8 protein-coding genes are annotated in these 15,544 nt (G+C 71.0%); 2 read left to right on the top strand and 6 right to left on the bottom strand.

Annotated elements, in window-relative coordinates; all coding sequences use genetic code 11:
* Window positions 1-99: 99 nt before the first annotated feature.
* A complete protein-coding gene (locus ACZ3HQ_RS01110) occupies window positions 100-2,373 on the top strand; it encodes a HelD family protein (protein ID WP_467506919.1) in 2,274 nt (757 codons plus the stop codon).
* A gap of 49 nt (window positions 2,374-2,422) precedes the next feature.
* Here the strand turns inward: ACZ3HQ_RS01110 and glgB are convergent, their stop codons facing one another.
* The 4 genes from glgB to ACZ3HQ_RS01090 form a co-directional block, all read right to left on the bottom strand.
* A complete protein-coding gene (glgB, locus tag ACZ3HQ_RS01105; protein ID WP_467506917.1) occupies window positions 2,423-4,777 on the bottom strand; it encodes a 1,4-alpha-glucan branching enzyme in 2,355 nt (784 codons plus the stop codon).
* Between the two features lie 32 nt (window positions 4,778-4,809).
* Window positions 4,810-6,204 carry a maltokinase N-terminal cap-like domain-containing protein gene (locus tag ACZ3HQ_RS01100; RefSeq protein ID WP_467506915.1) on the bottom strand — a complete coding sequence of 465 codons (1,395 nt, stop codon included), beginning with the start codon at window positions 6,202-6,204 and terminating at the stop codon, window positions 4,810-4,812.
* A 106-nt stretch (window positions 6,205-6,310) separates the two neighbouring features.
* The gene (treS, locus tag ACZ3HQ_RS01095; RefSeq protein ID WP_467506913.1) at window positions 6,311-8,011 is read right to left on the bottom strand and encodes a maltose alpha-D-glucosyltransferase; all 1,701 of its coding nucleotides are present in this window, start codon (window positions 8,009-8,011) and stop codon (window positions 6,311-6,313) included.
* Window positions 8,008-10,122: an alpha-1,4-glucan--maltose-1-phosphate maltosyltransferase gene (locus ACZ3HQ_RS01090; RefSeq protein ID WP_467506911.1), complete on the bottom strand. Its 2,115-nt coding sequence runs from the start codon at window positions 10,120-10,122 to the stop codon at window positions 8,008-8,010. Before ACZ3HQ_RS01090 ends, treS begins: the two co-directional genes overlap by 4 nt.
* A gap of 443 nt (window positions 10,123-10,565) precedes the next feature.
* On the opposite strand from ACZ3HQ_RS01090, the gene ACZ3HQ_RS01085 reads away from it, so the two are divergent.
* Complete coding sequence (locus ACZ3HQ_RS01085; RefSeq protein ID WP_467506909.1) at window positions 10,566-13,193, top strand: glycosyltransferase family 1 protein; 2,628 nt, start codon at window positions 10,566-10,568, stop codon at window positions 13,191-13,193.
* A gap of 43 nt (window positions 13,194-13,236) precedes the next feature.
* On the opposite strand, the gene ACZ3HQ_RS01080 is transcribed toward ACZ3HQ_RS01085, so the two are convergent.
* Window positions 13,237-13,758: a DUF1990 family protein gene (locus ACZ3HQ_RS01080; protein WP_467506907.1), complete on the bottom strand. Its 522-nt coding sequence runs from the start codon at window positions 13,756-13,758 to the stop codon at window positions 13,237-13,239.
* A gap of 71 nt (window positions 13,759-13,829) precedes the next feature.
* Window positions 13,830-15,467, bottom strand: coding sequence for a M4 family metallopeptidase (locus ACZ3HQ_RS01075; RefSeq protein ID WP_467506906.1), 1,638 nt, complete (start codon window positions 15,465-15,467; stop codon window positions 13,830-13,832).
* Window positions 15,468-15,544: the final 77 nt, after the last annotated feature.

Below are 15,544 nucleotides of genomic sequence, written 5' to 3'. Positions count from 1 at the left end.
TCCCCCGGGCATTGGCGCCCGGGGGATTTCTTTCGGTATATTGGACCGTTCGCGACTTCTTTTTGGAAGAGGTCATGCGGAAGCTGATGAGCACAGTATATGCGGGCGGGAGTGGAATTGTCAAACACCGAATTTCCCGACGATGAATTGCGGTTCGAGCAGGAATTCATCGACGGACTCTACGAGCGCGTGGACGAGCTGCGGGAAGACGCCGAGACCGGGGTCAAGGACGCCCTCGCGCAGGGCGACAAGCCCCAGCAGGCACGGCTGGAGCGGGACATCCTGGTCGCCGAGCGCTCCGGGCTGCTCGCCGCGCTGAACTCCGTCGACGGCTCGCTCTGCTTCGGCCGGATCGACCTCGCCGACGGCACCACCCACCACATCGGCCGTATCGGCCTGCGCCGCGAGGACACCGAGCGCACCCCCGTCCTCATCGACTGGCGCGCCGACGTCGCCCGCCCCTTCTACGTGGCCACCGGGCACACCCCGATGGGCCTGCGCCGCCGCCGGCACATCACCAGCGAGGGCCGCACCGTCACCGCGCTGCACGACGAGATCCTCGACCTCGGTGACGACACCCGCACCGGCCACGAGGACCCCACCGGCGACGCCGTCCTGCTCGCCGCGCTGAACACCGCCCGCACCGGCCGCATGAACGACATCGTGCAGACCATCCAGGCCGAGCAGGACGACATCATCCGGGCCCCGCACCGGGGCGTCATGGTGGTCGAGGGCGGTCCCGGCACCGGCAAGACCGCGGTCGCCCTGCACCGCGCCGCCTACCTGCTCTACGAGCACCGCGAACTGCTCGCCCGCCGCGCGGTGCTCATCGTCGGCCCCAACCCCGCCTTCCTCGGCTACATCGGGGAGGTGCTGCCCTCGCTCGGTGAGACCGGCGTCCTGCTGGCCACGGTCGGGGAGCTGTTCCCCGGCGTGAGGGCCACCGCCACCGACACCCCCGAGGCGGCCGTGGTGAAGGGCCGCGCCGGGATGGCCGACGTGCTCGCCGCCGTCGTGGCCGAGCGGCAGGCGCTGCCGGACCCGGTGATCGCCGTCGAGCACGACCGCGAGGTGCTGATGCTCGACGAGGGCCTGGTCGCCACCGCCCGCGAACGCACCCGCGCGGCCAAGCTGCCGCACAACGCGGCCCGCGAGCACTTCGAGGGCCACATCCTCAACACCCTCACCGACCTGTACGCCGAACGCGTGGGCACCGACCCCTACGACGGCAGCAGCCTGCTCGACCCCTCCGACATCACCCAGATCCGTGACGAACTCGCGGAGAACCCCGAAGTCTGGGCCGCCATCGACCAGTTGTGGCCCCGGATCACCCCGCGCCGGCTGGTCGCGGACTTCCTCGCCGAGCCCGACGGCCACCTCTCGCCCGAGGACGCCGACGCCGTACGCCGCCCCGTCACCCGAGCCTGGACCGTCGCGGACGTGCCCCTGCTGGACGAGGCCGCCGAACTCCTCGGCGAGGACGACCGGCTGGCCCGCGCCCGCGCCGACCGGGAGCGGGAGACGCAGATCGCTTACGCGCAGGGCGTGCTGGACGTGTCGTACGCGTCCCGCACCTATGAGTTCGACGACAAGGAGGAGGACGACCCGGAGTCCTCCGAGGTGCTGTCCGCGCACGACATCATCGACGCCGAGCGGTTCGCGGAGCGGCACGAGGAGGACGACCACCGCAGTGCCGCCGAGCGCGCGGCCGCCGACCGCACCTGGGCGTTCGGGCACATCATCGTGGACGAGGCGCAGGAGCTGTCCCCGATGGCGTGGCGGCTGCTGATGCGGCGCAGCCCGACCCGCTCCATGACCCTGGTCGGGGACCCCGCGCAGACGGCCGAGGCGGCCGGGGTCGGGTCCTGGTCGGACATCCTTCAGCCCTACGTCGAGGACCGCTGGGAGCACACCCGGCTCGGGGTCAACTACCGCACCCCGTCGGAGATCATGGACCTCGCCGCCGCCGTGGTCCGCGCCGAGCACCCGGACTTCGAGCCGCCCAGCTCGGTCCGCTCCACCGGCGTACGCCCCTGGGTGCGCGACGCCTCCGGCGACCTGCCCGGCGCGGTCGCGCAGGCGGTGGCCGAACTGACCCCGGCCGAGGGACGGCTCGCGGTGATCGCGCCGCGCGCCCTGCACACCACCCTCGCCGCCGAGCTGGACGGCGTCACACCGGGCGCCGAGCCCGACCTGACCCGGAACGTGGTCCTGCTCGACCCCCGCCAGTCCAAGGGTCTGGAATTCGACTCGGTCCTGGTCGTCGACCCCGCCGCCTACGGCACCAGCGACCTGTACGTGGCCCTCACCCGCGCCACCCAGCGCCTGGGCGTACTGCACACGGGCGAGGTGCCGGCGGCGCTCACGGTGTGACCGGGGTCCGTCCGGGAGCCGTTCTCAAGGCCCCCGGACGGTCGCGGTCTCACGCCGGCCGCAGCCACACCGTCGCGAGCGGTGGCAGGGTCAGGCGGATGCTGGTCGGGCGGCCGTGCCAGGGCTGGGGTTCGGGCTTGAGGGTGTCCTGGTTGGCCACGTCGCCGCCGCCGTAGCGGGCGAGGTCGGTGTTGAGGGTCTCGTGCCAGGCGGGGATGTCGTCGGGGACGCCGAGGCGGTAGTCGTGGCGGGCCAGCGGGGAGAGGTTGGCGACGCACAGCAGCGGGCCGCCCTCGGCGTCGCGGCGCAGGAAGGCGAAGACGTTGTCCTCCGCCGCGTCCCCCACGATCCACTCGAACCCCGCCGGATCGGTGTCCCGCTCCCACAGGGCCGGGGTCGCCCGGTACGCGGTGTTCAGGTCGCGGACCAGCTCCCGTACGCCCCGGTGCTCGGACTCGGCACCGTAGGCCGGGTCGAGCAGCCACCAGTCCGGGCCGTGCGCCTCGGACCACTCGGCGCCCTGCGCGAACTCCTGCCCCATGAAGAGCAGTTGCTTGCCGGGGTGGGCCCACATGAAGGCCAGGTAGGCCCGCAGGTTGGCCCGCTGCTGCCACCAGTCGCCCGGCATCTTGGAGACCAGCGACCGCTTGCCGTGCACGACCTCGTCGTGGGAGATGGGCAGGACGTAGTTCTCGCTGTACGCGTACACCATCGAGAAGGTCATCTCGTGGTGGTGGTACTTGCGGTGCACCGGCTCGTGGCTCATGTAGGCCAGCGAGTCGTGCATCCAGCCCATGTTCCACTTCAGCCCGAAGCCCAGCCCGCCGAAGCCGCTCGGGCCCTTGTGGTGGGTCGGCCGGGTCACGCCGTCCCAGGCGGTGGACTCCTCGGCGATGGTGACCACGCCGGGGCAGCGCCGGTAGACGGTGGCGTTCATCTCCTGGAGGAAGGCGACCGCGTCCAGGTTCTCCCGCCCGCCGAACTCGTTCGGCGTCCACTGGCCCGCCTCGCGCGAGTAGTCGAGGTAGAGCATCGAGGCGACCGCGTCCACGCGGAGCCCGTCGATGTGGAACTCCTCGCACCAGTACACCGCGTTGGCCACCAGGAAGTTCCGCACCTCGCGCCGCCCGAAGTCGAACTCCAGCGTGCCCCAGTCCGGATGGGCGGCCCGCAGCGGATCGCCGTGCTCGTACAGCGGGCGCCCGTCGAACTCGGCCAACGCCCACTCGTCGCGCGGGAAATGGGCGGGCACCCAGTCCATCAGCACCCCGATGCCCGCCTGATGCAGCTTGTCCACCAGGTACTTGAAGTCGTCGGGGGTGCCGAGCCGGGCCGTCGGGGCGTAGAACCCAGTGACCTGATAGCCCCAGGAACCCCCGAAGGGATGCTCGGCCACCGGCATCAACTCGACGTGCGTGAAGCCGAGATCGCCTACATAAGCGGGAAGCTGCTCGGCGAGCTGACGGTAGGTCAGGCCCGGACGCCAGGACGGTAGGTGCACCTCGTACACCGAGAACGGCGCCTCGTGCACCGGGCGGTCCGCGCGGTGGGCCATCCACTCCGCGTCGCCCCACTCGTGGTGCGAGACGTCCACGATCGAGGACGTGGCCGGCGGCACCTCCGTACGGCGGGCCATCGGGTCCGCGCGCAGGGTGCGCGAGCCGTCCGGGCGGGTGATCTCGAACTTGTACAGCTCACCCTCCCCGACGCCCGGCACGAACAGCTCCCACACCCCGGACGAGCCCAGCGAGCGCATCGGGAAGCCGGTCGCGTCCCAGAAGTCGAAGCCGCCCGCGACCCGCACCCCGAGCGCGTTCGGCGCCCACACCGCGAACCGGGTGCCGGTCACGCCCTGCTGGGTCAGCACCCGCGACCCGAGCGCCTGCCACAGCTCCTCGTGCCGCCCCTCGCCCAGCAGATGCAGGTCCAGCTCACCCAGCGTGGGCAGGAAGCGGTACGGGTCCTCGGTCTCGTGCACCGTGCCGTCGTACGACACCAACAGCCGGTAGGCCGGGACCTCGGCCAGCGGGAGCAGGCCGGAGAAGAAGCCCTCCCCGTCGTCGCGCAGCTCGGCCCGCACGTCCTCGAAGACGACGGTCACCGCCTCCGCGTACGGCCGGAACACCCGGAAGGCGACCCCGCCGGGCACCGGATGCGCGCCCAGCACGGTGTGCGGGTCGTGATGCGTGCCCGCGAGCAGCCGCTCACGGTCGGCCCGCTCCAGAGCCGGCGAGACCGCGGGTACTTCCGGAGTACGCGCCTTCGGGATCGCGGGCGCGTTCTCCGGCGAGTCCGCCTGCCTGCCGGGTTTCGCCCGGACCTGCTTCACCGGTGCCGCCTGCGAGGACTTGGCCTGCTTCTTGCCGGACTTGCTCTTCGGGCCGGCTGGCTTCTTGGACGTCACGGACGAGTCTCCCGGTCGGGGTCAGGTCGGGCTCATGACAGGTCGGGGGTGGCGAGGCGGCGCACTGCCGACATCGGGACCGCCAGCCACTCGGGCCGGTGCCGGGCCTCGTAGACGACCTCGTAGATCGCCTTGTCGGTCTCGTACGCGCGCAGCATCACCGGGTCGGTACGGGGATCGCGGCCGGTGACCTCGGCGTACCCGGTGCAGTAGGCGGCCCGGCAGGCGTGCGCCCAGTCGGGCGCCGGGGTCTTCGCGGAGTGGGCCGCGTAGTCGAAGGAGCGCAGCATGCCCGCGATGTCACGCACGGCGGGCTGCGGCATGCGCCGCTCGGCCAGGGGACGGGACGGCTCGCCCTCGAAGTCGATCAGCGACCAGCCGTCGCCCGGCGAGCGCAGGCACTGTCCGAGGTGCAGATCACCGTGCACCCGCTGCGCGGTCCAGGTCTGCCCCTCGCGGGCCAGGTCGGCCAGCGCCTCGAACGCCGAGCGCAACCCGGTCTCGTACGGCCGCAGCGCCGGCACCGCCTGTACGGCAGCCGCCAGCCGCTCGGTCATCCCTCCTGCCATCAGCTCCAGTTGGGCATGGCCGAGGGTGACCGTCGGCAGGGCGCGGGCGAGGGCGGTGTGCACCTCGGCGGTGGCCCGGCCGAGCGCCCGTGCCTCCCGTGTGAAGTCCTCGCCCTTGGCCAGCTCGCGCAGGGCCAGCTCCCAGCCGTCGGTCGCGCCGTTCATGAACGGCTGGAGCACCGCGAGGACGTACGGCTCGGTGTCCAGGTCGGCACGGAGCCAGGCCACCGGCGCGGGCACCCGCGCGCAGCCCTCACGGGCCAGGGCGAGCGGCAGCTCCAGGTCGGGGTTGACGCCGGCGGTGACCCGGCGCAACAGCTTGAGGATGAACGTATCGCCGTACACCACCGAGGAGTTGGACTGCTCGGCGGTCATCAGCCGGGCCACCAACTGGTCGCGGATCTCGTGCGCCGGGTCCCGCTCGAAGCGCAGCGCGCCGACGCGGGCGCCGGTGCGCAGGGCCTCCAGCAGCACCTCGGCGGGCCGGGGGTCGTACAGGGCGTCGTAGACCGTGCGCCCGTCGAGCGGGCCGTCCACGACATGGCCGATCAGCGCGGGCGCCAGCCGGGGCGGCAGCGCCTCGCGCACGCCTATCAGCAACTGGTAGCAGTCACCGGGCTGCGGGGGAGCGCCCGGCACCGGTGGCTGGTGGACGCGCAGCAGTACGTGGTAGAGACCCAACCTCCCCTCGGGGGGCAGGAGTTCGGTGGCCGCCACCAGGTCGAATCCGGTGACCGCGCGCCCCTTCCCGGCGAACCAGCGCTGCCGGGGCAGCCATTCGCGCAACAGGGGATCGAGCGATTCGAGCAGCTCGGCTGTGGTACCTGACGTGCTGGAGGGGGTGACCGTTTCCGCCATGGGCGTCACGTCCTTTCCCCGGGTCGTCGGGGTGTTACTGAACGGTGCCCCGAGCGGGGCGGTGGAAACCGGTGGCCGCCGCCCCGCTCGGTCGCAACTACCCGGACTACGCGGCGTCCTGGCGCAGCCGGAACCAGTAGAAGCCGTGCCCGGCCAGCGTCAGCAGGTACGGCAGCTCACCGACGGCCGGGAAGCGCACCCCGCCGAACAGCTCCACCGGGTGCCGCCCGGTGAACTGGCGCAGATCCAGCTCGGTGGGCTGCGCGAACCGCGAGAAGTTGTGCACGCAGACCACGAGGTCGTCCTCGTACTCCCGCAGGAACGCGAGCACCGCCGGGTTGGAGGAGACCAGCTCCGTGTAGGAGCCGAGCCCGAAGGCGGGGTTCTGTTTCCGGATCTCGATCATGCGGCGGGTCCAGTGCAGGAGGCTGGACGGGGAGGACATGGAGGCTTCGACGTTGGTGACCTGGTAGCCGTGGACCGGGTCCATGATGGTGGGCAGGAACAGGCGTCCGGGGTCGCAGGAGGAGAAGCCGGCGTTGCGGTCGGGGGTCCACTGCATGGGGGTGCGGACGGCGTCGCGGTCGCCGAGCCAGATGTTGTCGCCCATGCCGATCTCGTCGCCGTAGTACAGGATCGGCGAGCCCGGCAGGGAGAGCAGCAGGGCGGTGAACAGCTCGATCTGGTTGCGGTCGTTGTCGAGGAGCGGGGCGAGGCGGCGGCGGATGCCGATGTTGGCGCGCATACGCGGGTCTTTGGCGTATTCGGCCCACATGTAGTCGCGTTCCTCGTCGGTGACCATTTCGAGGGTCAGCTCGTCGTGGTTGCGCAGGAAGATGCCCCACTGGCAATTGGTGGGGATCGCGGGGGTCTTGGCGAGGATTTCGGAGACCGGGTAGCGGCTTTCACGGCGGACGGCCATGAAGATGCGGGGCATGACGGGGAAGTGGAACGCCATGTGGCATTCGTCGCCGCCGGTGGAGTAGTCGCCGAAGTAGTCGACCACGTCCTCGGGCCACTGATTGGCCTCCGCCAGTACGACCTTGTCCGCGTACTGCTCGTCGACCTCCTTGCGGACCCGCTTGAGGAAGTCATGGGTCTCCGGGAGGTTCTCGCAGTTGGTGCCCTCGCGCTGGTAGAGATACGGCACCGCGTCGAGCCGGAACCCGTCGATGCCGAGGTCCAGCCAGAACTTGAGGGCGGAGATCATCTCCTCCTGCACGGCCGGGTTGTCGTAGTTGAGGTCCGGCTGGTGCGAGAAGAAGCGGTGCCAGTAGTACTGCTTGCGCACCGGGTCGTACGTCCAGTTCGACGCCTCGGTGTCGACGAAGATGATCCGGGCGTCCTGGAACTGCTTGTCGTCGTCGGCCCAGACGTAGTAATCCCCGTACGGGCCATCGGGGTTGTTGCGGGACTCCTGGAACCACGGGTGCTGGTCGCTCGTGTGGTTCATGACGAAGTCGATGATGACCCGCATGCCCCGCTGGTGCGCGGCGTCCACGAACTCCACGAAGTCCGCGAGGTCCCCGAACTCGGGGAGCACGGCCGTGTAGTCGGAGACGTCGTAACCACCGTCGCGCAAGGGCGACTTGAAGAACGGCGGGAGCCAGAGACAGTCCACGCCGAGCCATTGCAGGTAGTCGAGTTTGGCGGTCAGACCTTTGAGGTCACCGACACCGTCGCCGTTGCTGTCCTGGAAGGAGCGGACCAGGACCTCGTAGAAGACGGCACGTTTGAACCACTCGGGGTCCCGGTCCTTGGCCGGAGTGTCCTCGAAGGTGTCGGGAACGGGCTCGTTGACGATCATATGGCGGGTGACCCTCCGATCCGCGGGTTGGACGGTCGCAGAACCGAGAACACATGCGCGGGTCGACGACCCGGTTCGAGTCGCACATAGTTGGCCCTGCCCCAGTGATAGGACTCGCCGGTGAGCAGGTCGCGCACCGGCACCGACTCGTGCCAGTCGAGGCCGAGTTGCGGCATGTCCAACGAGACCGTGGCCTCCTGGGTGTGGTGCGGGTCGAGGTTGGCGACCACCAGAACCGTGTTCGAACCGCTGCGCTTGGAGTAGACGATCACTCCGTCCTGGTCCGCGTGGTGGAAGTGGATGTCCCTGAGCTGGTGCAGGGCCGGGTTCTCCCGGCGGATCTCGTTGAGCTTGGTGATGAGCGGGGCGATGGTGCGTCCCTCGCGGGCGGCCGCCTCCCAGTCCCTCGGCTTGAGCTGGTACTTCTCCGAGTCCCAGTACTCCTCGCTGCCCGCCTTCAACGGCTCGTTCTCACAGAGTTCGTAGCCGCTGTAGATGCCCCAGGTGGGGGAGAGGGTCGCCGCGAGGATCGCCCGCACCTCGAAGGCCGGGCGCCCGCCCTGCTGGAGGTAGGCGTGCAGGATGTCCGGGGTGTTGGCGAAGAAGTTGGGCCGCATGTAGGCGGCCGCGTCCCCCGAGAGTTCGGTGAGGTACTCCGTCAACTCCCGTTTGTCGTTGCGCCAGGTGAAGTAGGTGTACGACTGCTGGAAGCCGATCTGGGCGAGGGTGTGCATCATCGCCGGACGCGTGAACGCCTCCGCCAGGAAGATGACATCGGGGTCGGCGCGGTTGATCTCCCCGATCACGCGCTCCCAGAACACCACGGGCTTGGTGTGCGGGTTGTCGACGCGGAAGATGCGGACGCCGTGGTCCATCCAGTGCCGCAGCACCCGTACCGTCTCGGTGACCAGGCCGTCCATGTCGGCGTCGAAGGCGATGGGATAGATGTCCTGGTACTTCTTCGGCGGGTTCTCGGCGTAGGCGATCGTGCCGTCGGGGCGGTGGTGGAACCACTGGGGATGCTTCTCCACCCACGGGTGGTCGGGGGAGCACTGGAGAGCGAAGTCCAGGGCGACTTCGAGGCCCAACTCGCCCGCCCGGCCCACGAAGTGGTCGAAGTCCTCAAGCGTGCCGAGGTCCGGGTGGATCGCGTCGTGACCGCCCTCGGGGGAGCCGATCGCCCACGGAACACCCACATCGTCCGGGGTCGCGGTCAGCGTGTTGTTGCGGCCCTTGCGGTGCGTGGTGCCGATCGGGTGGATCGGCGGGAGGTACACCACGTCGAAGCCCATCTCCGCGATGGCCTCCAGACGCTGCTCCGCCGTACGGAACGTACCGTGGGGCTCGTCCACCGTGCCTTCGGAACGGGGGAAGAACTCGTACCAGGAGCCGTACAGCGCCCGCCGGCGCTCCACCTGGAGGGGGAGGGGGTCGGAGGCCGTGACCAGTTCGCGCAGGGGGTGGCGGGACAGGATCTCGGAGACCTCCGGGGCCAGGGCGGAGGCCAGCCGCCAGGCGGCCGGGCGGTCCGCGTCGCGCAGGGCCGTGACCACGTCCAGCACGGTCTTCCGGAGCTTCTCCGGGACGCCGGCGGCCGCACGCTCGTACAGCCGCGCGCCCTCCTCCAGGACCGCCTCGGTGTCGATGCCGGCCGGGATCTTGATCTCGGCGGTGTGCCGCCAGGTGGCGACCGGGTCGGACCACGCCTCCACCGAGTAGGTCCAGTTGCCGGGCCGGTCCGCGCTGACCGTGGCTCCCCAGCGGTCGGTGCCGGGGGCGAGTTCGCGCATCGGGGTGAAGGGGCCGGGGCGGCCGTCCGGGTCGCGCAGCACGACATCGGCGGCGACGGCGTCGTGCCCCTCGCGGAAGACGGTCGCCGACACCTCGAAGACCTCGCCCGGCACCGCCTTCGCGGGCCTGCGCCCGCCCTGGACCACCGGCCGCACGTCCAGGACCGGGATGCGGCCCGTCACGGGCTGCCCGGCGGGGGGCTCGGGGGGTGCGGTCGGGGCGGTGTCCTGCGGTGGAGCCTTGTGGGCGGGCCGGGCCGGTTTTCTGCCGGCCGCCTTGCCGGGGGTCACCGGTGCTGACGAGTGGTGCGTGGCGGGCATGACCGCTCCTGTCCGCGTCGACTTGGGTGTGGGCCGGGTGTGCGGGCGACGGTTCCTGCTGCGGTGCTGTGGTGCCTGATGCGTCGTACCGGGGGAGCCTTCCCACCCGGTTCGGGTGGGCAATCCGGAACTTGGGTCAACTACTCGCGCGTACAGCCGCGTACGGGTCCGGCCTTACGTCTCCCGGATTCCCGCCCGGCGTGCCTTGACTCCCCCCGGTACGGCGGGGTTCGGCCAATTCCGGTGCTTCCCGGCACTTCCCGGCACTTGTGCACCGCGCGCCCCTCGTCCGCGCTCCGTTCCCCTGCGTACCGGATGTGCCGTATTCGGGCCGCTTCACCCGGATGCGTCCCCGGTGACGCCCCGGTAACCACTACCGTCGACAATGACGACGAGACGTACAGCGCCGTGCGTCTCACCATGCGATGCGTCCGAGGTGGAATGTGAAGGCGATCCGTCGGTTCACCGTCCGTCCAGTTCTCCCCGAACCCCTCCGGCCGCTCAGCGACCTGGCGCGCAACCTGCGCTGGTCCTGGCATGCGGAGACGCGCGACCTGTTCCAGTCCGTGGACCCCGAGCACTGGGCCGCCGCCGAGGGTGACCCGGTGCGGCTGCTGGGCCGGGTGAGCCCCGCCCGGCTCGCCGAGCTGGCGCAGGACCGGCGCTTCCTGCGCCGCCTGACCGCGGTCGCCGACGACCTGGACGACTACGTGACCGGCGACCGCTGGTACCAGCAGCAGGGTGACGGGCTGCCCGCGGCGGTCGCGTACTTCTCGCCGGAATTCGGCATCACCGCGGCCCTGCCCCAGTACTCCGGCGGCCTCGGCATCCTGGCCGGCGACCACCTCAAGGCCGCCAGCGACCTCGGCGCACCGCTGATCGGCGTCGGCCTGCTCTACCGGCACGGCTACTTCCGCCAGACCCTCTCCCGTGACGGCTGGCAGCAGGAGCACTACCCCGTCCTCGACCCCAACGAGCTGCCCCTCACCCCGCTCAAGGAGGACGACGGAACCCCTGCCCGTGTCTCCCTCGCCCTCCCCGGCGGGCGCGCCCTGCACGCCCGGATCTGGGTCGCGCAGGTCGGCAGGGTGCCGTTGCTGCTGCTCGACTCCGACGTGGAGGAGAACGACCCCGCCGAACGCGGCGTCACCGACCGGCTCTACGGCGGCGGCAGCGAGCACCGGCTGCTCCAGGAGATGCTGCTCGGCATAGGGGGTGTCCGCGCCGTGCGCACCTACTGCCGGCTCACCGGGCACGCCGAACCGGAGGTGTTCCACACCAACGAGGGGCACGCCGGGTTCCTCGGCCTGGAGCGCATCGCCGAACTGGGCGAGCCGGACAAGGGGGGCCTCGACTTCGACGCGGCGCTGGAGACCGTACGGGCCGGGACGGTGTTCACCACGCACACCCCCGTCCCCGCCGGGATCGACCGCTTCGACCGGGACCTGGTCGCCCGGCACTTCGGGCCCGACGCCGAGCTGTCCGGCCTCGACCCGCGCCGTGTGCTGGCGCTGGGCACCGAGACCTACCCCGGCGGCGAGCCGGGCCTGTTCAACATGGCCGTGATGGGCCTGCGCCTCGCCCAGCGGGCCAACGGGGTGTCCCTGCTGCACGGGCAGGTCAGCCGGGAGATGTTCGCCGGGCTCTGGCCGGGGTTCGACGCCCAGGAGGTGCCGATCACCTCGGTCACCAACGGGGTGCATGCCCCGACCTGGGTCGCCCCCGAGGTGCTGCGGCTCGGCTCCCGCACGCTCGGTGCGCAGCGGGCCGAGGACGCGCTCACCGTCGGCGGCTCCGAGCGCTGGGACGCGGTCGCGGAGATCCCGGACCAGGAGATCTGGGAGCTGCGCCGCACCCTGCGCGAACAGCTCGTGCTGGAGGTACGGTCCCGGCTGCGCGCCTCCTGGCGGCAGCGCGGGGCGGCCGACGCCGAGCTGGGCTGGATCGACGGGGTGCTCGACCCCGATGTGCTCACCATCGGCTTCGCCCGGCGCGTGCCCTCGTACAAGCGGCTCACCCTGATGCTGCGGGACAAGGAGCGGCTGACCGAGCTGCTGCTGCATCCGCAGCGGCCGGTGCAGATCGTGGTGGCGGGCAAGGCGCACCCGGCGGACGACGGCGGCAAGAAGCTCGTCCAGGAACTGGTGCGGTTCGCGGACGACCCTCGGGTGCGGCACCGGATCGTGTTCCTGCCCGACTACGGAATGGGCATGGCGCAGAAGCTCTACCCCGGCTGCGACATCTGGCTGAACAACCCGCTGCGCCCGCTGGAGGCGTGCGGCACCTCCGGGATGAAGGCCGCGCTGAACGGCTGTCTCAACCTCTCGGTGCTGGACGGCTGGTGGGACGAATGGTTCCAGCCCGACTTCGGCTGGGCCATCCCCACGGCGGACGGCGCGGCCACCGACCACGAGCGCCGGGACGACATCGAGGCCGCCGCGCTGTACGAACTCCTGGAGGGCCGGGTCACCGCCCGCTTCTACGAGCGCGGCCGGGCCTCGCTGCCCGACCGGTGGATCGAGATGGTCCGCCAGACCCTCACCCTGCTCGGCCCGAAGGTGCTGGCCGGCCGCATGGTCCGCGAGTACGTCGAGCGGCTCTACGCCCCGGCCGCCCAGGCCCACCGGGCTCTCGCCCCGGACACCGCGCGCGAACTGGCCGACTGGAAGGCGCGGGTGCGGTCCGCGTGGCCGGGGGTCAGCGTGGACCACGTGGAGACCACCGCGCCCACCGCCACGGCGGAGCTGGGCTCCAGCGTCGGCCTACGGGTGCGGGTGGGGCTCGGTGAGCTGACCCCGGACGACGTGGAGGTCCAGGTCGTCTCCGGGCGGGTGGACTCCGGCGACCGCATCACCGATGCCGGCACGGTCCCGCTGAAGCCGGTCGGCAACCCCGACCTGGAGGGCCGCTGGCTCTACGAGGGCCCTCTCTTCCTCGACCGCACCGGCCCCTTCGGCTACACCGTCCGCATCCTCCCCGCCCACCGCCTCCTCGCCTCCACAGCGGAAACGGGCCTGGTGACGTCACCGTCCCAGGAGGCGGTGGAGTCGGCGGGGGTGCTGCTGCGCTGAGGTGACCGGCGACCAGGCGGGGCCCGATCCGGAAGGGAAGGCCCTAGTCCTCGGCCTCGTCCGCGCACAGCCGCTTCAGGGTCGCGCCGCACCGGCGGGCGTAGGCGTGCTGGAGGGCGCGGGCGAGGGGGCCGGCGGTGCGGGTGTACCACTTGGCGGGGCGGCTGTAGGCGGCGACCGTGAGCCAGACCGTGCCGTCGCCGGTGCGCTCGACGACGAAGGCTTCCTCGCCGTCCTCGGGGTGGCCCGGCAGGGTGCCGTACGCCCAGCCCGCGCGGCGGGGTTCGTCGGCGGCCCAGACGACCCGGCACGGGGCCTTGATCATCCCGCCGAGGCTGACCGTGACCTCGGTGCCGGGGGTCGCGCGCTCGGCGCCGGTCTCCATGCCGACGCCCATCGCCCGGTGCATCTCCCAGGTCAGGACCGCCTCCGTGGCCCGGCGGAACACGCCCGGACCCTCGCCGATCCGGGTGCGGGAGAAGAGGTGGTGGAAGCCGGGCGGGCAGACGGCGAGATCGTCGCGGGTCGCGCCGACCGGCTCGTAGGTGAAGGGCGCCGAGGACATGGGTCACAAGAGTAGGGCGCCCCCTGGAAGATCACCTTCCCAGGGGACGCCCTGTCTCAACCACTGGAACGTCAGTTGACGTTGACGCCCGACCAGGCCGCCGCCACCGCGTTGTACTCGGCGCTGCCGGAGCCGTAGAGCGCGGAGGCCGCGCTCAGCGTGGCCGTGCGGGCCGCCTTGTAGTTGGTGGTGGAGGTCATGTACGTGGTCAGCGCCTTGTACCAGATCTGGAGCGCCTTGGCGCGCCCGATGCCGGTGACCGTGGAGCCGTTGGAGGTCGGGGAGTTGTACGAGACCCCGTTGATCGTCTTCGCGCCGCTGCCCTCGGACAGCAGGTAGAAGAAGTGGTTGGCGACGCCGGACGAGTAGTGCACGTCCAGGTTGCCGACCGAGGAGGACCAGTAGTCCGCCGAGCCGCCGTCCTTGCTGGGCTTGTCCATGTAGCGCAGCGGGGTGCCGTCGCCGTTGATGTTGATCTTCTCGCCGATGAGGTAGTCACCGGGGTCGGAGGCGTTGTTGGCGTAGAACTCCACACCGGTGCCGAAGATGTCGGACGTGGCCTCGTTCAGGCCGCCGGACTCGCCCGAGTAGTTCAGGCCCGCGGTGTTGGAGGTGACACCGTGGCTCATCTCGTGGCCCGCCACGTCCAGCGAGGTCAGCGGGTGGGTGTTGCCCGAGCCGTCGCCGTAGGTCATGCAGAAGCAGGAGTCGTCCCAGAACGCGTTCACGTAGGCGTTGCCGTAGTGGACGCGGGAGTACGCGGCGACGCCGTTGTTCTTGATGCCGCTGCGGCCGAACGTGTTCTTGTAGAAGTCCCAGGTGGCCTGCGCGCCGTAGGCGGCGTCGGCGGCGGCCGTCTGGTCGGAGGTCGAGCTGGAGGCGGTGCCGGTGCCCCAGACGTCGTCGGCGTCGGTGAACAGGGTGCCCTGGGTCGAGCTGGAGCTGTGGGCCTTGTTGTACACCTTGTGCCCGCCACGCGTGCTGTCGTTGAGCTGGTACGTCGAGCCCGACAGCGTGGTGTTGAGCGTGACCGTGCCCGAGTACAGCGTCTTGCCGGTGCCGGTCTCGACGCCCTGGTACTCGTAGAGCTTCTTGCCGGTGGCGGCGTCGGTGATCACGTGGAGCTGGTTCGGGGTGCCGTCGTCCTGGAGGCCGCCGACGATCGTCTCGTAGGCGAGGACGGGCTTGCCGGAGCCGGCCCAGATGACCTTGCGGGCGCCGTCCGACTCGGTCTTCGCGGAGCCGAGCGTCTGCGCGGCGCCGATCGCCTGCTTCTCCGCCTTGGCCGCGGTGATCTGGGGCTTCAGCGAGGCCACCTTGATGGCCGCCTTGGTGGCCTTGGTGACGCCCTCGGCCTTGCCGGACTTGGCGGTGTGCACCACGAGGTCGCCGCCGAGGACCGGCAGGCCCGCGTAGGTGCGCTCGTAGCGGGTGTGCACGGTGCCGTCGACGTCCTTGACGACGTCTCTGACCACCAGCTTCTCCTTGGCGCCGAGACCTATGCGCTGGGCGGTCTCGGGGGCGTCGGACTGGGCCTGCTGGATCAGCGTGGTGCGCGCCGAGGCCGACAGCAGCGTCGGGGCGCCGGCCAGGGTCTTGCCCTCGGCGCTCGCGTTGGAGGCCAGGCCCGTGGAGAGGAGGGCACCGGCGGCGACGGCGGTGGCGATGACGAGGGAAGTGCGCTTGTGACGCGCGTAGAGGGGGCTCACAGTAGCTCCTTGACGTGGGGGTGTCGGCCAGCGTGGGGTCACTGGCCGGGTGGTGCGTGCTGAAGTCGCTGTGCTGC

The sequence above is a fragment of the Streptomyces sp. NPDC018263 genome (assembly GCF_055562575.1).
The sequence above is the reverse complement of the archived record's forward strand: the minus strand, read 5'-3'. Positions and strand labels throughout refer to the sequence as shown.